20 protein-coding genes are annotated in these 22652 nt (G+C 32.4%); 18 read left to right on the plus strand and 2 right to left on the minus strand.

Annotated features, from left to right (window positions below; translation table 11 throughout):
- Positions 1-15 precede the first annotated feature (15 nt).
- The 14 genes from JM658_RS05710 to JM658_RS05775 all read left to right on the plus strand — a co-directional run bounded on the left by JM658_RS05710 (position 16) and on the right by JM658_RS05775 (position 14645).
- Positions 16-441: a PaaI family thioesterase gene (locus JM658_RS05710; protein WP_317207855.1), complete on the plus strand. Its 426-nt coding sequence runs from the start codon at positions 16-18 to the stop codon at positions 439-441.
- A 4-nt stretch (positions 442-445) separates the two neighbouring features.
- A complete protein-coding gene (locus JM658_RS05715; RefSeq protein WP_236958283.1) occupies positions 446-1519 on the plus strand; it encodes a chorismate-binding protein in 1074 nt (357 codons plus the stop codon).
- A gap of 171 nt (positions 1520-1690) precedes the next feature.
- Positions 1691-3463 (plus strand): 2-succinyl-5-enolpyruvyl-6-hydroxy-3-cyclohexene-1-carboxylate synthase, encoded by a 1773-nt coding sequence (gene menD, locus JM658_RS05720; protein WP_236958284.1) that lies wholly within the window; start codon positions 1691-1693, stop codon positions 3461-3463.
- A gap of 37 nt (positions 3464-3500) precedes the next feature.
- The gene (locus tag JM658_RS05725; protein ID WP_236958285.1) at positions 3501-3839 is read left to right on the plus strand and encodes a DUF2853 family protein; all 339 of its coding nucleotides are present in this window, start codon (positions 3501-3503) and stop codon (positions 3837-3839) included.
- 224 nt (positions 3840-4063) lie between these two features.
- A complete protein-coding gene (locus JM658_RS05730) occupies positions 4064-4894 on the plus strand; it encodes a CvfB family protein (protein ID WP_236958286.1) in 831 nt (276 codons plus the stop codon).
- Positions 4895-5026: 132 nt separating this feature from the next.
- On the plus strand, positions 5027-5869 hold the full coding sequence (locus JM658_RS05735) for a 1,4-dihydroxy-2-naphthoyl-CoA synthase (RefSeq protein ID WP_236958287.1): 843 nt from the start codon (positions 5027-5029) through the stop codon (positions 5867-5869).
- Between the two features lie 35 nt (positions 5870-5904).
- Positions 5905-6516, plus strand: coding sequence for an SPOR domain-containing protein (locus JM658_RS05740; protein ID WP_236958288.1), 612 nt, complete (start codon positions 5905-5907; stop codon positions 6514-6516).
- Between the two features lie 9 nt (positions 6517-6525).
- The gene (locus JM658_RS05745) at positions 6526-7434 is read left to right on the plus strand and encodes a 1,4-dihydroxy-2-naphthoate polyprenyltransferase (RefSeq protein WP_236958289.1); all 909 of its coding nucleotides are present in this window, start codon (positions 6526-6528) and stop codon (positions 7432-7434) included.
- A gap of 30 nt (positions 7435-7464) precedes the next feature.
- A complete protein-coding gene (locus JM658_RS05750) occupies positions 7465-8226 on the plus strand; it encodes a LytR/AlgR family response regulator transcription factor (protein WP_236958290.1) in 762 nt (253 codons plus the stop codon).
- A 480-nt stretch (positions 8227-8706) separates the two neighbouring features.
- The gene (locus JM658_RS05755; protein WP_236958291.1) at positions 8707-10671 is read left to right on the plus strand and encodes a sensor histidine kinase; all 1965 of its coding nucleotides are present in this window, start codon (positions 8707-8709) and stop codon (positions 10669-10671) included.
- A gap of 139 nt (positions 10672-10810) precedes the next feature.
- Complete coding sequence (locus JM658_RS05760) at positions 10811-11488, plus strand: metal-dependent hydrolase (RefSeq protein WP_236958292.1); 678 nt, start codon at positions 10811-10813, stop codon at positions 11486-11488.
- Positions 11489-12532, plus strand: a complete 1044-nt coding sequence (locus JM658_RS05765) for an o-succinylbenzoate synthase (RefSeq protein WP_236958293.1) — start codon at positions 11489-11491, stop codon at positions 12530-12532.
- 4 nt (positions 12533-12536) lie between these two features.
- Complete coding sequence (locus tag JM658_RS05770) at positions 12537-13448, plus strand: CPBP family intramembrane glutamic endopeptidase (RefSeq protein ID WP_236958294.1); 912 nt, start codon at positions 12537-12539, stop codon at positions 13446-13448.
- Positions 13449-13547: 99 nt separating this feature from the next.
- Complete coding sequence (locus JM658_RS05775; RefSeq protein WP_236958295.1) at positions 13548-14645, plus strand: AMP-binding protein; 1098 nt, start codon at positions 13548-13550, stop codon at positions 14643-14645.
- Positions 14646-14684: 39 nt separating this feature from the next.
- Here the strand turns inward: JM658_RS05775 and JM658_RS05780 are convergent, their stop codons facing one another.
- Positions 14685-15701 carry a 2-hydroxyacid dehydrogenase gene (locus JM658_RS05780; RefSeq protein WP_236958296.1) on the minus strand — a complete coding sequence of 339 codons (1017 nt, stop codon included), beginning with the start codon at positions 15699-15701 and terminating at the stop codon, positions 14685-14687.
- 28 nt (positions 15702-15729) lie between these two features.
- Entirely contained in the window at positions 15730-17358 is a 1629-nt protein-coding gene (locus JM658_RS05785; RefSeq protein WP_236958297.1) for an acyl-CoA carboxylase subunit beta, read from the minus strand.
- Positions 17359-17566: 208 nt separating this feature from the next.
- Between JM658_RS05785 and JM658_RS05790 the strand changes: the two genes are divergently transcribed.
- The 4 genes from JM658_RS05790 (at position 17567) to JM658_RS05805 (ending at position 22603) form a co-directional block, all read left to right on the plus strand.
- Complete coding sequence (locus tag JM658_RS05790; protein ID WP_236958298.1) at positions 17567-17743, plus strand: CAL67264 family membrane protein; 177 nt, start codon at positions 17567-17569, stop codon at positions 17741-17743.
- Positions 17744-17820: 77 nt separating this feature from the next.
- Entirely contained in the window at positions 17821-19515 is a 1695-nt protein-coding gene (ettA, locus tag JM658_RS05795; RefSeq protein WP_236958299.1) for an energy-dependent translational throttle protein EttA, read from the plus strand.
- Between the two features lie 341 nt (positions 19516-19856).
- Positions 19857-21197: a DEAD/DEAH box helicase gene (locus JM658_RS05800; RefSeq protein ID WP_236958300.1), complete on the plus strand. Its 1341-nt coding sequence runs from the start codon at positions 19857-19859 to the stop codon at positions 21195-21197.
- A gap of 95 nt (positions 21198-21292) precedes the next feature.
- Positions 21293-22603 carry a DEAD/DEAH box helicase gene (locus JM658_RS05805; protein ID WP_236958301.1) on the plus strand — a complete coding sequence of 437 codons (1311 nt, stop codon included), beginning with the start codon at positions 21293-21295 and terminating at the stop codon, positions 22601-22603.
- Positions 22604-22652 lie beyond the last annotated feature (49 nt).

The following is a 22652-nucleotide window of genomic DNA, read 5'->3' on the forward strand; positions in this document are numbered from 1 at the left end:
CTCAAATGTAGAGATATGAATCCTGATAAAGAAAAAATATTATCAATTATCCACGAGCGATGTAAAAATACGCTTATGGAAACCTTGAATATAGAATATACGGAGATTGGAGATGATTATTTAATAGCTAAAATGCCTGTTACTCCGAGAGTGCATCAGCCAGATGGAGTTCTTCATGGAGGAGCAATGGTCGCTTTAGCAGAAAGTGTTGGAAGTGCAGCTTCTTATATATTTTTAAATACGGAAGATTTTTTTATCCGTGGTATTGAAATTTCTGCTAATCATTTAAAAAGTATAAAAGAAGGAGATGTTTTTGCAAAAGCTACTTTTATTCACAAAGGAAAAACAACTCAATTATGGGAAATTAAAATTACAGATGTAGAAGGTAATTTAATATCCTTATCTAAGTTAACAACAATTGCGTTACCAAAATCTAAATAAGTAGATGGAGTGCTCTTCAGAATCTTTTTTTAGTGAAGTATTGAATCACTATAAAGAGAGAAAACCATTTGTAATATACCGTAAACCTGAGGCTAGTAAAATTAGTGGTTTATTGCAAATGAACGATATAGTTTTTTACAGCAAAGAATATAAAGAATCGGGCTTTATTTTTTCTCCTTTTGATTCTAGAAAAGAAGGTGTTTTAATCCCATTTAATAACTCAAAGAGGTTAGAATGTTCAGCAGAAATTAGTTCAGATAAAGTACAGTCGGCATCTATTTTTGAAGATGATTTAGCTCAAAACAAGCATATAAAACTTGTAGAAAAAGGAATAAAAAAAATTAAAACGTCTAGTCTAGAAAAAGTTGTACTTTCTAGAACAAAAGAGGTAGCTGTAGAAGATTTAGATTTTATTACTATCTATAAAAAATTAACTGATAAATATCCACAGGCATTCTGTTATGTTTGGTTTCATCCTAAAATTGGATTCTGGATGGGAGCAACGCCAGAAACATTGCTTACCATTTATAATGAATCTTTTAAAACCATGGCATTAGCAGGAACTCAAAAGTTTGAAGGGACTACAGATGTAATATGGGGAGAAAAAGAAATTATAGAACAAGAATTGGTGACTAAGTCTATATTAGTAAGTTTAAATGAGATCGCTTCAACTGTTTCTGTATCTGATGTTAAAACTGTAAAAGCTGGGTCTTTACTTCATTTAAGAACAGATATTAAAGGTGAAATAGCTAATACTTCTTCCGTAGCAAAATTTATAGAAAGCTTGCATCCAACACCTGCCGTATGTGGACTCCCGAAGATAATGGCAAAAGATTTCATATTAGAAAACGAAAACTACGATCGTGAGTTTTATACAGGATTTTTAGGGGAATTAAATAAAGAAGTAGAAGAGGACACCCGCACTGAATTGTATGTTAATTTACGATGCATGCAATATAAAGAGGATAGTTTATTATTGTATGTGGGTGGAGGAATTACAAATGCTTCAAATGCTGAATTAGAATGGCAGGAAACGGAAAATAAAACGCAAACTATGTTAGATGTACTTCTTAAATAAACATACTTTTAACGAGAAAGCACTCTTATTTATTTAATTTTGTACTGTTATTCATTTTGGCGTTATTCTAAGCGGAATAGCACAAAGACTAAAAATACTTTTTCGGAAACTTTTATTGTATTGATTACCGATTAGTTATCATTTAAAAGGATTAATAAGCACGTTATTTTAATGAAGTATTCAGATATTCCTTTAGCTCAAACTGTAGTGGCTTTATGTAAAGCCAAGGAAATAGAACATATTATAATATCTCCAGGAAGTAGAAATGCTCCGTTAACTATTACTTTTACAGAAGACCCATATTTTAAAACTTACAGTGTTGTAGACGAACGAAGCGCTGCTTTTTTTGCAATGGGAATTGCTCAGCAGTTAAAAAAGCCAACGGCTGTAGTGTGTACTTCTGGTTCTGCATTATTAAATTATTATCCAGCAATAGCAGAAGCTTTTTATAGTGATATCCCATTAATTGTACTTTCTGCGGATAGACCATCTTATAGAATAGATATTGGTGATGGGCAGACGATAAGGCAAGATGATGTTTATGCGCGTCATATTTTATATAATGCAAATCTAAAGCAAGATATAAGAGGGGGGGATTTAAAGGTGTTAGGAGATGGTAAAAATCCTGCTAAGCTTGATAAATACATAGATTCTATAAAGCTTCAGCAGGGAATACAAGAATTTAATGAACAGGAAATTAATGCTGCAATAAATACTTCTATTGAAGAGAATGGTCCTGTGCATATAAATATTCCTTTTGAAGAGCCATTGTATAATAAGGTGTCAGAACAGTTTGTAAGTCCAAGTGTAATAGCTCCAAATATTAAAAAGGAAACGTATGCAAAAGAAGATTTACAGCCTTATATTGATAGATGGAATAAAGCTGAAAAGAAAATGATTTTGGTAGGTGTAAACCCTCCGAATACGATTGATAATGAGCTTTTAGAACTCTTAGCTAAAGATGAATCTGTAGTGGTGTTTACTGAGACGACTTCCAATCTTAATAATTCGAGATTTTTCCCGAATATAGATAAAATAATAGCTCCGATAGAGAAGTTAGAAAATTCAGAAGAATATTTTAAAGAATTGCAGCCAACTATATTGTTGACTTTTGGAGGGATGGTAATTTCAAAAAAGATAAAAGCTTTTTTAAGATCACATCAGCCTAAAGAACACTGGCATATAGATTCTAAAAAAGCATACGACACTTTTTATTGTTTATCAAAACAATTTAAAACTACACCAACAGATTTCTTTAAGGTCTTTTTAAATGAAGTGTCGCCTAAGAAAAGTGATTTTCAACCGAGCTGGTTGTCTATTAAAGCACAACGAAGCAAGGCTCATAAGCAATATGTTATGCAAATTCCATTTTCTGACTTTAAAGCCTATGAACGTATATTAAAGACAATTCCAGATAATTACCAACTTCAGTTAAGCAACAGTTCTACAATTCGTTATGCACAATTATTTCAGCTGAACGATTCTTTAAAAGTATATTGTAATCGAGGTACAAGCGGTATAGATGGAAGTACTAGTACAGCGGTTGGAGCGTCTATAATCTCTAGTAGCCCTGTGTTATTTATTACGGGTGATCTTAGCTTCTTTTATGACTCTAATGCCTTGTGGAATAACTATATAAAGAATGATTTTAGAATTATAGTGATCAATAATGGAGGAGGAGGGATCTTTAGAATTCTTCCTGGAGATAAAGATTCTAAGAATTTTGATGATTATTTTGAAACAACACACCATCTTAACGCAAAGGGGATTTGCGAGACATATAATATTAATTATCAGTCTGTAGACTCAGAAGAGTCACTGGAATTAGTATTACACGAATTTTATAAAAGTAGTGGTAAGCCTTCATTATTAGAAGTATTTACGCCAAGAAAGCTAAATGATGAAATTTTACTCAATTATTTTAATTTTCTCAACAAAAATTAATAATTTTAAGACAACTTATTAAAATTAAAAAATAATTATGAGTAAAAGAGATGAATTAATAGAGAAATACGCTGCAGATCTTAAAGATAAATGCGGTGTTACTGCAGATAAAGATCTACTTACAAAAGTAGTAATTGGTTTAGGGCCATCCGTATACAATGCTGATGCTTCTACTGTATCTGGTACTGATGAAAAAGAGTTGGCTACCGTTAAGAATAATTTTTTAATTAAGAAGTTAGGTCTTTCAGAATCTGATGATTTAGATGGAGCTATTGATTCAGTAATTGAAAAATACGGAAAATCTAACCGTAACAAATACAGAGCTGTTGTTTACTATTTATTAGTGAAACATTTCAAGAAAGAATCTGCATATTAAGTCAATTCTTAAAACAATATCATAAAAAGGCATTCTAGGATGCCTTTTTTTTATGCAATCTATTTTGGAAGAAGTATATTTTTGCTATTATTAATGTGATAATGTAAGTAGAATGTATGCAAGCTATACATTGATAGTTTTAGAATTAAATTTGAATAGTTATTTTGAGATTAAATAACGTCCTTTGCAAATGCATTTCTGCAACATAGTTAATAGAATTTAAGATGATACAAATAGGAGAATACAATACATTAGAAATATTAAGAGAAACTTCAGTAGGGCTTTTTTTAGGAGATGAAGAGGATAATGATATTCTTTTGCCTAATAAATATGTTCCCCAAGAGTATGAAATTGGAGATACAGTAGCTGTATTTTGCTATTTAGATCATGAAGAAAGACCTATTGCTACTACGCTAACCCCTAAAGTAACCAGGAATAAGTTCGCTTTATTGCGCGTTGAAGAAGTGAATGATATTGGCGCTTTCTTGGATTGGGGATTAGAGAAACATCTTTTCGTTCCTTATAAAGAACAAGCCCGTAAGATGGAAAAGGGAAAACGTTATTTAGTTTATGCTTTTTTAGATGAGAAAACAGACCGAATGGTAGCCTCTAGTAAGACTAATCAATATCTTGATAATGAGATATTATCGGTAGGTGAGAATGAGGAAGTAGAGTTAATTGTATCTCGTTTTACGGAGTTAGGTGTAGAGATGATTATTAATGAAAAGCATAAGGGTTTAGTTTATAATGATGAAATTTATAGCGATCTTAAACTAGGTCAACGTCTTGTTGGTTATATTAAAAAGATTAGAGATGATCATAAAATAGATCTTAGTTTAGAACCAATAGGATTTAAAAAAATAGAGCCTTCTTCCAAGAAAATATTAGATGCGATTCAAGCAAATGATGGATTTCTAGGCTTACATGATAAAAGTGATCCCGATGATATTAGAGATATCTTGGGAATGAGTAAAAAGAGCTTTAAAAAGGCTATCGGATTGCTTTACAAGGAGAAGCAAATTATTATAAAAGAAGACGGAATTACACTCGTTTAGGGTGTTTTTTAGCTGAAAAACATTAATAAAATTACACATTATCCAATTTTTAAACGGAAGCCTTTAAAAAAGCTTCATATTGTTTAATAATAAAAGGATATCTTTTTACTTTTGAATAAAATACATAAAACAATGAACTCACCTCAGTGGAAAACTGCCAAGGAATTTGAAGATATTACCTATAAAAAAGCAAATGGAGTTGCTAGAATTGCTTTTAATCGTCCGAATGTAAGAAATGCATTCCGCCCAAAAACTACAAGCGAATTATATCAAGCATTTTATGATGCTCAAGAAGATACAAGCATAGGTGTAGTTTTATTATCAGCAGAAGGACCATCTACCAAAGATGGAGTGTATTCTTTTTGTAGTGGAGGAGATCAAAAGGCACGTGGAGAAAAAGGGTATGTTGGAGAAGATGGTATGCACCGATTAAATATTTTGGAAGTTCAGCGTTTAATTCGCTTTATGCCAAAAGTAGTTATTGCTGTTGTGCCAGGTTGGGCTGTAGGTGGCGGTCATAGTTTACATGTTGTTTGTGATATGACATTAGCTAGTAAAGAACATGCTATTTTTAAACAAACAGATGCCGATGTTACAAGTTTCGACGGAGGTTATGGTTCTGCATATCTTGCCAAAATGGTAGGACAGAAAAAAGCTAGAGAGATATTTTTCCTCGGAAGAAATTATTCAGCTCAAGAAGCTTTTGAGATGGGAATGGTAAATGCTGTTATCCCACATGAAGAATTAGAAGATACTGCCTATCAATGGGCACAAGAAATTTTAGAAAAATCGCCAACTTCTATTAAGATGTTGAAATTTGCAATGAATTTAACTGATGATGGAATGGTTGGACAACAAGTTTTTGCAGGAGAAGCAACACGTTTAGCTTATATGACGGAAGAAGCTAAGGAGGGAAGGAATGCTTTTCTAGAGAAGAGGAAACCTAATTTTAAAGATATTAAATGGATTCCTTAGCAAAAGCATATATGTGTAATTAAAAAATATATAATATGCCTTATATCGATGAAAATCATTTAGTTGGTTTACATAAAACAATAGAATCTAAGGAGATATCTGAAGCTCGTCTTTTAAAAGAGCTACAGAAATATAGAACAGAAAAAGAACAAATTTCAAAGCGTAAAAACATTTTTAAATGGACTTCACTATCATTAGTGCTTGTCTTAATGGTGGGTGTTGCGCTATATTTTGTAAAACCTTCTGTTTTTGTAAATGATGATTATTTGCAGTCTGAAAATAAACTTTTAATAGATAAGAGTGAACTTCTAAATTATGAAGACCAAGTTTCGTTATTACGTACAAAAATAGAGTCGCTTTCTTCAGAAGAAATGGAAGATATCGATTTAGTAGATTTAAATTCTAAGGTTATTTATGCAGTTCAGATTGCAGCTTTAGAGAACAGAGATTTATCATTATACTCAGAAGACTTAGAAAACATCAATCAATACAAGGAAAAGGCTTTTAATAAATATTCGTTAGGTAATTTTACATCTTTAGATGATGCAAAGAGTTTTAGAAAAGAGCTTGTAGCATTAGGGTTTCAAGATGCATTTGTAGCATCTTACAAAGGAGGAAAACGATTAAAAATAGAAGAGGCCTTTTAATTTTCTTATATGACAAAAGCTAAAACGTTACTTTCGGCGGCCCGCCTAAGGACATTACCATTATCGATTTCTGGAATTATTGTAGGTACGGCGATCGCTTCTTCAGAAGGAAAATTTAATATTTATATTTTAATATTTGCGCTTATCACTACAGTTGGTTTACAGGTGCTTTCCAACTTTGCTAACGATTATGGAGATGGTGTTAAAGGTACAGATAACTTAGAGAGAGTAGGGCCGATGCGAGCTATACAAAGTGGAGTTATTTCTGACAAGGAAATGCTAAAAGCAATAATAGTAACCACTATATTAACTTTAATAGCAGCAGTTTTACTTATATATATATCTTTTGGAAAGGATAATATTTTATATTCACTGTTTTTCTTCTTTCTAGGAATTGCTGCAGTTATAGCAGCTATAAAATATACAGTTGGAAAGTCTGCATATGGTTACAACGGACTAGGAGACGTATTTGTTTTTATTTTCTTTGGATTGGTAAGTGTAATTGGTACGTATTTTTTATATAGTAAAGAATTTAATATAGAAATTCTTTTACCAGCAATTACAGTTGGATTATTAAGTGTTGGAGTTTTAAACCTTAATAATATGAGAGATGTAAATAGTGATAAAAAATCCAATAAAAATACATTAGTAGTCAAAATCGGTATTGTAAAAGCTAAACGATATCATATTTCAATTTTAATAACAGCAATGGTTTCTACTGTTTTATATGCATTGCTAAATTATCAATCTCCATTAAATTTTCTCTTTCTAATTTCATATATTCCAATTATACTTCACATAAAAAGAGTGATTCACAATAATAACTCATCTGAGTTGGACCCTGAATTAAAAAAATTAGCCTTAAGTAGTTTTCTATTTGCGCTCTTGTTTTTGCTTAGTTATAATAATTTTTCGTAGATTTAAATCTGATTTTAACTAGTAATAATTTTGGACCAACTTATAAAGATTCTTATTGTCGAAGATAATGTGATTATTGCAGATGATATGCAGTCAATGCTTGAAGATATTGGATACAATATCGTAGCCAATGTAGTTGATTATGAAGGAGCTGCAAACGCATTAGCTACTTTAGATATCGACTTAGCTCTTGTAGATATTGTCTTAGCCTCAAAGAAAAGCGGAATAGATTTAGGAAGACACATTAGGGAAAACTATAATATTCCTTTTATTTTTGTCACTTCCAATTCAGATAAAGCAACTGTGGAGAATGCAAAGAGTGTGAAGCCTAACGGATATCTTGTAAAACCTTTTGAACAGCAAGACCTTTTTACTTCCATAGAAATAGCGTTATCTAACTTTAATGCTGAGACTGTAACGCTCACTAAAGAGGTAGAGGAGGATAAGAATGATGAAGGGAAACTTGTTTCTAATTCTGTATTAAGGAATTCAATTTTTGTAAAAAAGAATCAGCATTACTATAGAATCCCATTTGATGATATTAAATATGTGAAGGCAGATAATGTATACTTAGAGGTATACACTGTAGATAGGACTTTCTTAGTGCGTTCTGCTTTAAAGGATTATTTAGAGAAATTACCTTCTGAGCAGTTTTATAGAGCTCATAAATCATATATCGTGAATATAGATCAGATAGAAGCTATAAACACAAAAGATATTCTTGTTAACGGAAAGAACATTCCAATATCTAAAGAATTTAGAGAGTTTATATTATCTAATATGAATTCATAATATAAAAAACCACAAGCCTGGTAGTTTTTACATCAATAAGTTAAGTGTTTACAACATATGTTTTTTTTGATGAGTAAAGCATTGTAAGTTTGATCTGTTGCTTATAAATGGTTGATATAGCCCCAAATATTAATCGCAGTAACAACCCCAAATTTATAATGTCCTACTACTATTGCTACCAACTTAAAATGGTATTTAAAAAGAGTTTTAAAGTAATTTAAAACTCTTTTTTCTTTTCTGAATTTTTTAAACACAAAATGCTTAGATCATAATTCATTTTTCACCATACTTACCACATAAAATAACTGTTATACAACAAAAATTTAGTTATTCAGCTTGTATACGGTAAGTTTACCTCGCTGTTAAGATGTTAATTGTATAATAATGCTTATTGGAAAATAAATTATTATATTTTTACCTAAAGCCTAAGCGTTATGTTTAGGCTTTTTTATCAGAATAATTTATGAATATATAACTGTGTTGCAATTATTAGAAAAAATCAAGTTTAGGATTATTGTATGTCTCGCGATACTGTTTTCTACAGTATTGTATTCTTCAATTCAGCATACTGCTTCATTTGGAAAGGATCCTTTGTATGAATTTACAACCATGTCTTCTGCACAGGAGCGTTTTGACTTTTTTTTTAATACTCCAAATAGATATAAAGTAAGCTCTGTTTATAAGTGGTTAGAAGCAATAAACACTCCGTTAAAAAAAGCAGCTGAAGAAGAAGATTCTGAAAGTGTTTTTAGGTATAAAACAATATTAATGCGTTTATATTATGATATTGGAAATTATGATAAAGGTGCATTAATAGGAGAGTTATTGTATTCTGATGAGAAGAAGCTAGACCAAAATGTAAAGATTAAGATTCTAGAAACACAAGATCTTATATATAAAGAGTTACAGTTGTATGATAAGCAATTGGAAGTTCGTAGGGAGCAGAAAAGTTTAGGTTTAGATGTTTCTTTGTATGATATTTATGCAGAACTAGGCTTGTATAGACAAGCGATGATGGAATATGTTATCTCTAATAAACCAGAGTTAGAAAAAGGAGATGATAAATTATATGCTGCAGAATACTATAATAATCTAGGAAGTTATTTGCTTAAAGATGGCTCTGTTTATACTGCTTATAAAGATATAAGAATAGCTAAAAGTAATATTGATCAGTATTTAAAAAATAGTGATAAAGCTTCTGTAGCAGAGTTCAATAAGGCAGTTTTTCTAAAAGGGAAAATAGAGAGTAATCTTGGAAAATGTAAAATGTTCCAAAGTAAATATGCAGAAGCAATTCCATATCTAGAATCAGGGATTTCCGCTAGTAAAGCTTTTGATAAAGGTAGGTATTCGAAAACAACGGTAGATTTATGGGGAAGCATTGCAGAATGTTACCTAGAGATAGGGAATTTAGATATTGCTGGGAAGTATCTTGACAGTATTGTAGATGATCAAAAAACGGTTAAAGCAAATGTTGTAAACTACAATAGATTGAGAGCAGATTTTTACTTGAGAGATAGTAATCCTGAAGCTGCATCATTGTTTTTTAAAAAATATGTGAAACTTAAAGATTCTATAGATTATAGCAGTAGAAAAAAACAGCTTTTAAGTTTACTTGTTCAGTTTGATCTTAGTAATCAAAAGGAAACAATAGAACGTCAGCGTTTAAATATTGAGAAGAGTAAAACTGAAATCTTAGAGCGTGAAAAAACCATTTACCTTAGTGTTTCTGCACTAATATTATGTTTTATATCGGTATTAGGGCTAATAATTGCCTATTTAAGAAGTACAAAAAATAAGCGTCTAATTGAGAATCAGAAGAGGATAATAGAAAACTCTTTGGTGGAAAAAGATTCGTTACTTAAAGAAATTCATCACCGTGTAAAAAACAATCTTCAAGTAGTTTCTAGTCTATTAAGTATACAAACTAAAAACACCAAAAGTAAAGATGCTGTAAATGCATTAGAAGAAGGTAAGAGTAGGGTAAAGGCGATGGCTTTGATTCATCAGAAATTATATCAAAATGAAGATCTTTCAGTAATTAAAATGCAAGAATATATTGAGTCTTTATCTGCAAGTATTCAATCTGTATATAAGAAAAAAGGATTTAAAATAGATTTGCATATAAATGCAGCTACAACAGAATTGGATGTTGATAGAGCGATTCCTATTGGATTAATTCTGAATGAATTGATATCAAACTCTTTTAAGTATGCTTTTGATGACCATAAAGACGGAAATATCTATATAAATCTTATAAAAGAAGAGGAACAGGTTCTTTTTGAATATATAGATGATGGCGTTGGACTCCCTGAAGATTTTGATGTGAATGTTTCTGGATCTATGGGGATGAATCTTATTAGACGTTTAGCAAATCAACTTCGTTCAAGCTTGAATATAGATCAGGATTTACAAGGAGTTCGTTTTTGGTTTTACTTCAGCTAAAAAGTTAGCAAAATGTAATATTTATTGTTGCCCTCATACTTTTATAAATTAAATTTATGGCAATCAATATAATTTAACTCTTAATACTTAAATTTGAGAGTTAGAGAAATAGATTATTGTAAAATAAAAAAATAAAAAGATGAAAATTACATTTTACGGTCACGCTACTTTAGGAATTCAAGTTGAGGATGTACATATTTTGGTAGATCCTTTTATTTCAGCAAACGAAAAAGCTTCACATATAGATATTGATGCGATTAAAGCAGATTATATATTAGTAACGCACGCACACCAAGATCATGTTTTGGATGTAGAACGAATAGCTAAAAATACTGGTGCAGTAGTGGTTTCTAATGCAGAGATAGCAGGTCATTATAGTAAAATGGATATTGAAACGCATCCTATGAATCATGGTGGAAGCTGGGATTTTGAATTCGGATTAGTAAAATATGTAAATGCAATCCATTCTTCTTCTTTTGCGGATGGTTCTTATGGAGGTAATCCTGGTGGATTTGTGATTGAAGGTGAGCATAAAAATATTTATATCGCAGGTGATACAGCACTTACAATGGACATGAAGTTTATTCCACTTCGTACAAAGTTAGACCTAGCAATTCTACCAATTGGAGATAATTTCACAATGGGAATAGAGGATGCTATTCTGGCATCGGATTTTGTGGAGTGTGATAAAGTGTTAGGTTATCATTTCGACACCTTTGGGTATATCGAGATAGATCACGAAGAAGCAAAAAAACAATTTTATAACTCCGGAAAAGATTTAATGCTACTTGAAATCGGAGAAAGTATAGAACTGTAAATGGAGGCACATTATCAAAAATACATGCTTGAGTTTAAACGCCCTAGCGGAACCTCAAGAGGTGTATTAACAACTAAAGAAACGTGGTTTATATTTATTAAGGAAGGCGCTAACTTCGGGATTGGGGAATGTGGAATTCTTAGATCTTTAAGTATTGACGATAGAGCTGACTATGAAGAAAAACTAAAATGGGCATGTGCCAATATTAGTTTAGGAGTTGAGACCCTTTGGGAAGCATTAATTGAGTTTCCTTCCATACAGTTTGGTTTAGAACAAGCCTTTTTATCTTTAAAAAGTGAGAATCCTTTCAAACTTTTTGATTCAGTATTCATAGATGGAAATGCTGAAATTCCTATCAATGGATTAATTTGGATGGGAGCAGAGGAGTTCATGAAAGAACAGATTACAGAAAAAATGAATGCTGGCTTCAATTGTATTAAAATGAAAATTGGAGCTATACAATTTGATAATGAATTTAAGTTGTTAAGTTCTATTAGAGGTAAGTTTACAGAAGAGAAAATAGAATTGCGTGTAGATGCTAATGGTGCATTTTCAGCTGAAGAAGCTATGGGGAAATTAGAAAAATTAGCTACACTAAAGTTACACTCTATAGAACAGCCAATAAAGCAAGGTAATTGGGATGAAATGGCCTTACTTTGTAAACAAACTCCATTGCCAATAGCTTTGGATGAAGAATTAATTGGTGTTTTTTCTGTAACAAAAAAGAGGGAATTGCTACAAACAATACAACCGCAATATATTATTCTGAAACCTAGTTTGGTAGGTGGGTTTCGTGGTTCTCAGGAATGGATTTCACTTTGCGAAGAATTAAATATAGGTTGGTGGGTTACAAGTGCTTTAGAGAGTAATATAGGTCTCAACGCGATTGCTCAATGGACAGCAACATTAAATAACCCGATGCCGCAAGGTCTTGGAACTGGAAGTTTATATACCAATAATATTGAAAGTCCTTTAGAAGTTGATGGTGGAGCATTACATTATAGAAATACTATAAATTGGGACTTAAGTCCTTTAAAATTATAATAATTTGAAATATATAGAACAAGGGTACAAAGGGGAATTAGGTTTATGGAAATATATAATAATTCCATTTTGCTTTATTGGTTTAATGGCTCTCAATTATTTAGCAGTTGTTTTGTTGAATATAGATGTCGAAAAGCTTATGGCTCTAGAGATAGAGAGAAAAGGTGAACTGAGAGTGTTTATAGATTTAATGTGGCCAATGGGGATTGCTTTAGTTGTATTGCTGGTTTGGGTCAAGTATATTCATAAACAAAGCATTGTTTCATTGACAACGAGTAGGGATAAAATTGATTGGAAGAGGGTATTTTTCTCATTTTCACTTTGGGCTATAATTACATCAACTTTAATTTTTGTTGATTATAAGCTTAATCCTGAAGATTATCAATGGAATTTTGAGCTTTCTTCTTTTTTAGGTTTGTTAGTAGCTGCGCTTATATTAGTGCCTCTACAAACGAGTTTTGAAGAATACCTTTTTCGAGGGTATTTAATGCAAGGTGTCGGTATAGCTACAAAAAGTAGTTTAGCAGCTCTTTTATTTACGTCCTTTCTTTTTGGAATTATGCATATTGCTAATCCAGAAGTAGAAAAGATTGGTTATGGTATTATGGTCTATTATATTGGTACAGGTTTATTTTTAGGGATTACAGCTTTAATGGATGATGGAATAGAATTATGTTTAGGTTTTCATGCAGCAAATAATTTGGTTACAGCTTTATTAGTAACTTCAACATGGACAGCTTTACAAACTCCTTCCGTATTAAAAGATACTTCAACACCAGGATTAGGTTGGGATGTATTTGTACCTGTTTTAGTAGTTTTTCCAATATTACTATTTATATTTTCTAAAATTTATAAATGGACTGATTGGAAGGAAAAATTAACAGGGAAAATAGAGAAACCTGTTACAATTCAGTAAAAATCAGAAACTATTTACTCAGAAACTTTTTTATCAGAAGAAACCGTTTTAATTTTATATCAGATTGTTTCTTAAATTGAAAACATATTAAAATTAGCTATGGAAAATACTCCAACTTTTGATAAAGTACATTTAAAATTTAAACTCAACGGAACCTATTATAATAGGGAAGACCTAAAAGAGGTAGCTTATAGCTTTGTAAAAGAGGGCGAGCCTTTTGAGCAATCTATGGGAGATTTTTTAATGGATTGGTTGAATGATAAAGACCATTTATATGTAAGAACTTCTGGGTCTACTGGAACTCCAAAGCATATTCGTATTCAGAAGCAATTTATGGTAAATTCATCTATCGCTTCTGGAGATTTTTTCAATATTTCTGTAGGTCAAACTGCATTACATTGTTTACCGGCAGCATATATTGCAGGTAAAATGATGATGGTGCGTGCTTTAATACTTGGGTTAGAGATCGATTTGGTTGCTCCAAACTCAAATCCAATGGAGAAAATAACGAAGAGTTATGATTTCTCTGCTATGATTCCGCTTCAAGTGTCTAATTCATTGTCTAAGCTGAATCAAATAAAACAGCTTATTGTTGGAGGTGCAGTTATGAAGCCTGAGTTAATAGAGCAACTCAAGGATAAAGACACTTTTATATATGAGACTTATGGAATGACCGAAACGGTTACCCATATTGCAGCGAAACAAGTTAATAATTTTAAATTGGAGGCAGAGCAAGCGTCTGCTCACTTTACAACCTTGCCGAATGTTACTATTTCTGTAGATGATCGTAGCTGTTTGGTTATAGATGCTCCATATATTGCTGAAGATACTATTGTTACAAATGATATTGTTGAGTTAGTATCGGAAAATGAATTTGAATGGAAAGGTAGATATGACACCGTTATAAATTCAGGAGGTGTTAAACTTATTCCAGAACAGATTGAAAAGAAACTAGCAAAACAAATTGAAAAACGATTTTTTGTTCATGGAGTTGAGGATAATGAATTAGGAGAAAAACTTGTTTTGGTTATTGAAGGAGATAAGATTCCTAATTTAGAAGAAATATTGAAAAAGAATACTAAACTTGAAAAGTTTGAGGTTCCTAAAGAAATATATTATACGAAAGATTTTTTAGAAACTGAAAATGGTAAAATAATAAGAGAATCTAGTTTGCAAAAAGCTATTAAAGATTCATAGTTTTACTACAATATATTTAAATAAATGCTTCTAGGGGAATTAATCTTTAGAAGCATTTATTTTTGAATAAAGGACTTCATTTTCCGTAGTCACATTATTTGAATAGTCTTTTATATTGTTGAGAGTAACCATTGTAATTTGTTCAAGTGCTTCTTTAGTAAAAAAGCCCTGATGCGCAGTAATCAATACGTTAGGGAAGGAGATTAATCTTGAAATAAGATCATCTTTAATGATACTTTCTGAAAGGTCATTAAAAAACAATTTCTCTTCTTGCTCATAAACATCAATACCTAAATATCCTACTTTACCATCTTTTAAAGCTTCGATAGTGTCTGCGGTATCAATTAAAGCACCTCTACTTGTATTTATCAACATTACTCCGGTTTTTAAGCCTGCAATAGTGTTTTTATTGATGATATGTCTTGTACTATCCGTTAGCGGGCAATGTAAAGAAATAATATCACTTTCTTTTAAAAGCTCCTCTAAAGGAAGATATGTAACACCTTTTTCTTTTAAAGCTTCGTTTTCATAGGTGTCAAAAGCAATTACTTTACAGCCGAAGCCGAGCATGATATTACAAAATGCTGTTCCTATTTTTCCAGTTCCAATAACACCAACCGTTTTTTTATAAAGATTGAACCCTCTTAAGCGTTCTAAAGAAAAATTACCTTCTCTTACTCTGTTATAGGCTTTGTGTGTTTTTCTGTTTAAAGCTAATATAAGAGCAACAGCATGTTCTGCAACTGCTTCAGGAGAATAGGCAGGGACACGGTAAATCTTAATACCTAATTCTTCTGCAACTTCAAGATTGATATTATTAAAGCCAGCGCAACGAAGTAGGATTAATTTGATTCCATTGTCTTTTAAAATCCTAAGGGTATCTTCTCCTAACTTATCATTAACAAAAACACAAACTCCGTCAAAGCCACTAGTCAGGTTTGCACTTTCTGCTTTTAATGCGACTTCAAAATATTTTAGAGTCAACTCAGCATCATTGTTATAGGAGTCAAAAAACTCTTTATCGTATGCTTTGGTGCTAAAAACAGCTATTTTCATAACATCATTTTTTATAATTAATAAGATCTTAGGTTTGAATAACTCCCATATTAAATTGCTTTTCTATTGGAGCATGGTTAGCTGCTTCAATCCCCATACTGATCCATTTACGTGTGTCTAATGGATCTATAACGGCATCTGTCCATAAGCGGGCAGCAGCATAATATGGTGACGTTTGCTCGTCGTATCTTGATTTAATTTTGTTAAATAACTCGTCCTCTTTTTCCTTGGTAATTTCTTCTCCTTTTTTCTTTAGAGAAGCCGTTTCTATTTGGAGGAGTACTTTTGCAGCTTGTGAGCCACCCATTACAGCTAGCGCAGCACTTGGCCAAGCAAAAATAAGTCTAGGGTCGTAAGCTTTTCCACACATAGCGTAGTTTCCAGCTCCATAAGAATTACCAATAACTACCGTAAATTTAGGAACAACGGAATTACTAACAGCGTTTACCATTTTGGCTCCGTCTTTAATAATGCCACCATGTTCAGATTTACTTCCTACCATAAAACCAGTAACATCTTGTAAGAAAACTAATGGGATTTTCTTTTGATTACAATTAGCAATAAAACGGGTTGCTTTATCTGCAGAATCAGAGTAAATAACTCCTCCAAATTGCAATTCTCCTTTTTTAGTTTTTACAACTTTACGTTGGTTTGCAACAATACCAACAGCCCATCCATCTATTCTAGCATATCCAGTAATAATAGTTTTTCCAAATCCTTCTTTATATTCTTCAAAAGAATTAGCATCTACTAATCGTGCAATAATAGCATTCATATCGTATTGCTCTGTTCTACTTTTTGGAAGTATTCCGTAGATATCTTTTTCGTTTTCTAAAGGCTTAATTGATTTTTTACGACTGAATCCCGCCTTATCAAAATCTCCAATTTTATCCACTATATTTTTAATGGTATCTAAAGCGTCTTTGTCATCTTTAGCTTTATAATCGGTAACACCACTAATTTCAGAGTGTGTAGTTGCGCCTCCTAGCGTTTCATTATCTATGTTTTCTCCGATTGCAGCTTTCACCAGGTAACTCCCAGCAAGAAAGATACTTCCTGTTTTATCTACAATAATGGCTTCGTCACTCATTATAGGAAGGTAGGCACCGCCGGCAACACAGCTTCCCATAACAGCAGCTATTTGAGTTATGCCCATGCTACTCATGATTGCATTATTTCTGAAGATGCGTCCGAAATGCTCTTTATCAGGGAAAATCTCATCTTGCATCGGCAGGTATACACCAGCGCTATCTACTAAATAGATAATTGGAAGTCTATTCTCTATTGCTATTTCTTGAGCTCTTAAATTCTTTTTTCCTGTAATAGGAAACCAAGCACCAGCTTTAACGGTAGCATCATTTGCAACGACAATACATTGTTTTCCGCGAATGTAGCCAATCTTAACAACCACTCCGCCCGAAGGGCAACCTCCGTGCTCTTCGTACATGCCATCGCCAGCAAAAGCACCTATTTCAATACTGTTTGTATCTTTATCTAGAATGTAATCAATACGCTCTCTTGCAGTCATTTTTCCTTGACTATGGAGTTTCTCAATACGTTTTTCACCACCTCCAAGCGCTACCTTAGCAAATTTTCTTTTCAAATCTGCTACAGAAAGCTTATTAAAATCTTCGTTCTGATTGAATTTTAAATCCATCTATTGTGTTTATTTCAAATGATTTTTGAGTCTATAAATAATTGAATTGTTCAGAAAATAAGTAATTCAATCATAAACTCCTAACGATACAGCTAAAATACAAAATCAACCGTTACATAATTCTTTAATAATTTCTTAAATTGCACCAGATTTACTGAGTGTTTAGTAGATTACCCTAAAACCTAAATTAAAGTTACACAAAATGGGAATGAATAAGAATACAGTTTTAGCATGGGCCACATGGATAATGATAGTGGTAGGGCTTGGATTAATTGCCTTAGGAGCCTTCCGATATAATGAAGTTGCTGGCTATGGTTTTGCTTCTGTTGGAGTAGGATTTTTTGCTATCGCTTGGGTTTTTAATGCTCTTAAAGGAAGAGTGTAATACTTAGAATGCTAGTTCCACTAAACATGTGAGTTAGGATTAATAATCGATTATTAAATTTCAATAAAAAATAATATATGTCTGATGATAAGAAAGTGATATTTTCCATGTCGGGAGTATCAAAAACGTACCAAAGCTCAAATAAGCAGGTGCTTAAAGATATTTATTTAAGTTTCTTCTATGGTGCAAAAATTGGAATCTTAGGTTTAAATGGATCTGGTAAATCTACTTTACTGAAGATTATAGCTGGTGAGGAAAAGAATTATCAGGGTGATATTTCTTTCTCTTCAGGATATTCTGTTGGGTATTTAGAGCAAGAACCAAAATTAGATGAGTCTAAAACTGTTATTGAAATAGTAAAAGAGGGAGTAGCAGAAACAGTTGCCGTTTTAGATGAGTACAATAAGATAAACGATATGTTTGGGTTGCCAGAGGTTTATGAAGATGCAGATAAGATGCAGAAACTGATGGATAGGCAAGCTGAGCTTCAAGATAAAATTGATGCTACTAATGCTTGGGAGCTAGATACAAAACTAGAAATTGCAATGGATGCCTTACGTACTCCAGAGCCAGATACGCCTATTAATGTGTTGTCTGGAGGTGAGCGTCGTAGAGTTGCATTGTGTAGATTGCTATTAAAGCAACCAGATATTTTATTATTAGATGAGCCTACTAACCACTTGGATGCAGAATCTGTATTATGGTTAGAGCAACATTTACAGCAATATGCGGGTACTGTAATAGCTGTTACTCACGACCGTTATTTCTTAGATAATGTTGCTGGGTGGATTTTAGAATTAGATCGTGGAGAAGGGATTCCTTGGAAAGGAAACTACTCTTCTTGGTTGGATCAGAAGTCGAAACGTTTGGCACAAGAGCAAAAACATGCTTCTAAGCGTCAGAAAACATTAGAACGAGAGTTAGAGTGGGTTCGTATGGCTCCTAAAGGAAGACAGGCGAAGCAGAAAGCGCGTTTAAGTAATTATGATAAACTATTAAGTGAAGATCAAGCGAAGTTAGACGAGAAGTTAGAGATTTATATCCCTAACGGGCCGCGTTTAGGAACAAATGTTATAGATGCTAAAGGTGTATCTAAAGCTTTTGGAGATAAATTACTTTATGAAGATTTAAACTTTAAACTTCCACAGGCAGGAATTGTAGGTATTATAGGTCCGAATGGAGCTGGTAAAACAACAATTTTTAAAATGATAATGGGAGAGCAAACTCCAGATAATGGTTCTTTTGAGGTTGGTGATACTGCAAAAATTGCATATGTAGATCAGTCGCATTCTAATATAGATCCAGATAAATCTATTTATGAAAACTTCTCCGATGGTCAGGAATTAGTAATGATGGGAGGGAAGCAAGTAAATTCTAGAGCTTATTTAAGTAGATTTAATTTTGCTGGTAGTGAGCAGAACAAAAAGGTGTCTGCTTTATCTGGTGGAGAACGTAACAGACTTCATTTAGCGATGACGCTTAAGGAAGAAGGGAATGTTCTTTTATTAGATGAGCCTACGAATGATTTGGATGTAAATACATTAAGAGCTTTAGAGGAAGGTTTAGAGAACTTTGCAGGTTGTGCCGTAGTTATTTCTCACGACCGTTGGTTCTTGGATCGTATATGTACACATATTTTAGCTTTCGAAGGGAACTCTGAAGTTTATTTCTTTGAAGGAGGCTTTTCAGATTATGAGGAAAACAAACGTAAGCGTTTAGGTGCAGATGTAACTCCAAAACGTATTAAATATAAGAAGCTAATAAGAGATTAGTTCTATTATAAGTATGGAAATACATATTTGATATTTTCATAAAACTGTAAAAAAGTCGTCTTGAATTTAATTTTAAGACGACTTTTTCATTGAAGTAACGTCATGCAATTGATTAATTTATTAGATTAAGTAATGTTGTTTAAATTGCATTATGTTAGTTAGTTATTGTTATGTTTTTACTGAAGTAAGAAAGATGGTTTTACTTATAAAGAGCGTGACATCTAATGGATTATCTTTCAAGTGTGAAACGTAATAATTTAATTAATTAGCTTCAGTTGAGATATACATAATTAAATAGCTTCTTTTCATATAGATACAATATCTTTGCCGAAATTATAATCATGTCCACACAGTTCTCAAAACTAGGGGTTATAGAACCTCTTCAGCATAGTTTATTCGATCTAGATATAAACACTCCCACTGAAATTCAAGAAAAAGCGATTCCTATTATTCTTAATAAAAAGGATGATTTTGTTGGACTCGCAAAAACGGGTACTGGGAAAACTGCAGCCTTTGGTTTGCCAATATTGCAACTTATAGATGTAGAAAAAACTAATATACAGGCTGTTATTGTTGCTCCAACGCGAGAATTAGGTCAGCAGATATATAATAACTTGGTTTCTTACGCTAGTAATCTACCTGCTATTTCTATTGCTTCCATTTGTGGAGGAATCCCAATTAAACCACAAATAGAGAGACTTAAAGAGAATACGCATATTGTAGTAGCAACGCCAGGTAGGTTAATAGATTTAATAAAAAGAAAATCTATAAATATTAAGGAAGCTAACTATTTGGTGTTGGATGAAGCAGATGAAATGGTGACTTCTCTTAAAGAAGGGTTGGATGAGATTGTTGCTGAACTTCCTAAGAATAGAAGAACCTTGTTATTTACAGCTACTCTTCCTGGAGCTATAAAACAGCTGATTCAAAACTATATGTCCAAGCATGTAATCCAGGTAGCTGTAGATATGGATACTGCTGGTCATCAAGGGATAGATCATAGTTATGTTGTAGTAGAGCCTATCGAGAAATTAGATGTTCTGATGCATTTTTTAAATAGTAAAAATGGAGAACAAGGTATAATTTTCTGTAAGACAAAAGCTGCGGTTAATAAATTAGCTAAGAATCTGGCTATAAATAAGTTTTCTTCCGGAGCTCTGCATGGAAGTCTTACACAGGGAATTCGAGATAGAATTATGGGGCAATTCCGCGAAGGACATATAAATATTCTGGTAGCTACAGATTTGGCTGCAAGAGGGATTGATGTAAAAGATATAGCTTACGTAATTAACTATCATCTTCCAGATACTTTTGAGGCTTATGTGCACAGAAGTGGGCGTACAGCTAGAGCAGGAGCTAAAGGGTTGGCATTAACCGTTCTTCAAGAGGAAGAAGTGAAAGAGCTTGCTGAGTTCGAAGATGAATTAGGAATTACTTTTAAGAAGTTTCAAAAAGCAGATGCTAAAAGTATAGAGGAAAATAATGCATTGTTATGGGCTAGAAAGATATTTAAAACAAAGCCTAATCATAATGTTTCTGCTGAATTTAAAGAAAAGATACATACTGTTTTTCATCATTTAACGAAAGAAGAGCTTATAGAGAAATTATTTGCAGATTATGTAAATAAGCAGACTACTCCAGTGGCAGAGGTTAATGTGAAGAAACGAAAAAGAAATAATTAAGGGCATTTTTAAAAGCATTAAAGGTTTTTTAATAATTAATGTTTTGATCTTTATTATAACATCAATAGACTCATTCAGTGAGTAAAAAGTAGCAGATGGCAAATACAATAAAAGAACAACAAGAGATTCTTGAGAAGTTGAATATCTTTCAACTAAATGAAATGCAAGAAGAATCTTTATCAGTAATAGAAAAAACAACTAATACTGTAATCCTTTCTCCAACGGGAACAGGAAAAACACTAGCTTTTTTACTTCCTTTAATAGAGCGTCTAGATCCAAATTGCGAAGATGTTCAGGCTTTAATTTTGGTTCCGTCAAGAGAGCTTGCTATTCAAATCGAGCAGGTTATTAGAAATATGGGAACTGGTTACAAGGTGAATGCTGTTTATGGAGGTAGAGCGATGTCGAAAGATAAAATTGAATTAAAGCATACTCCCGCTATTTTAATAGGAACTCCAGGTAGAATGTCGGATCATTTTTTGCAAGAAAGGTTTTCTACTGAAAATATAAAGACATTAGTTTTAGATGAATTTGATAAGTCTCTTGAAGTAGGCTTTGAAGAAGAGATGAAAGATATAATTCTTGAACTTAATAATTTAAATAGGCGTATTTTAACTTCTGCAACACAGAGTGTTAAAGTACCTAAATTTGTTAGATTGGAAAATCCTGTGGTTATTAATTATTTAAATGAAGGTGGAAATAAACTGAGTATAAAAACGGTGGTTTCTCCTTCTGAAAATAAATTAAATACGCTTTTCGAATTATTGGAATATATAGGAAACGAGCCAGGAATTATTTTTTGTAATTTAAAAGATAGTATTCAAGACGTTAGTGATTTCCTAACAAGAAAAAATATTTCTCATGGAGCTTTTCATGGTGGAATGGAGCAAAAGGACCGTGAGCGATCTCTTATAAAGTTCAGAAATGGTACGTATAACGTATTATTGGCAACAGATTTAGCTGCTCGTGGAATTGATATTCCAGAGATGAAATACATAATCCATTATCAATTGCCGTATAAAGGGGCAGAGTTTACGCATAGAAATGGGAGGACGGCACGAGTAAATTCTAAAGGAACTGCTTATGTGCTTAAATGGGAGAAAGAAAGCTTACCAGATTTTATAACTGATGCTAAGGTTGTAAATATCTCTAAAAAGACTGTTTTAAAACCTAATCACTGGAAAACTTTGTTTGTTTCTGGTGGGCGTAAAGATAAAATTTCCAAAGGAGATATTGCTGGTTTGTTTTTTAAGCAAGGAAAACTCAATAAAGATCAATTGGGGGTTATTGAATTAAAACAAGATTGTACTTTTGTGGCTGTTCCAGCTACAGAAGCTAATAAATTAGTTTCTTTACTGAATAACAGTAGGTTAAAAAAGAATAAGGTACGTATAAGTATCATTTAATAGTATATCTATAGATGTGTTTGTAGTGATAGCATCGGTAAATAAGAAT

Source organism: Joostella atrarenae, assembly GCF_021764745.1.
In the GTDB taxonomy this organism is placed as follows: Bacteria; Bacteroidota; Bacteroidia; order Flavobacteriales; family Flavobacteriaceae; genus Galbibacter; species Galbibacter atrarenae.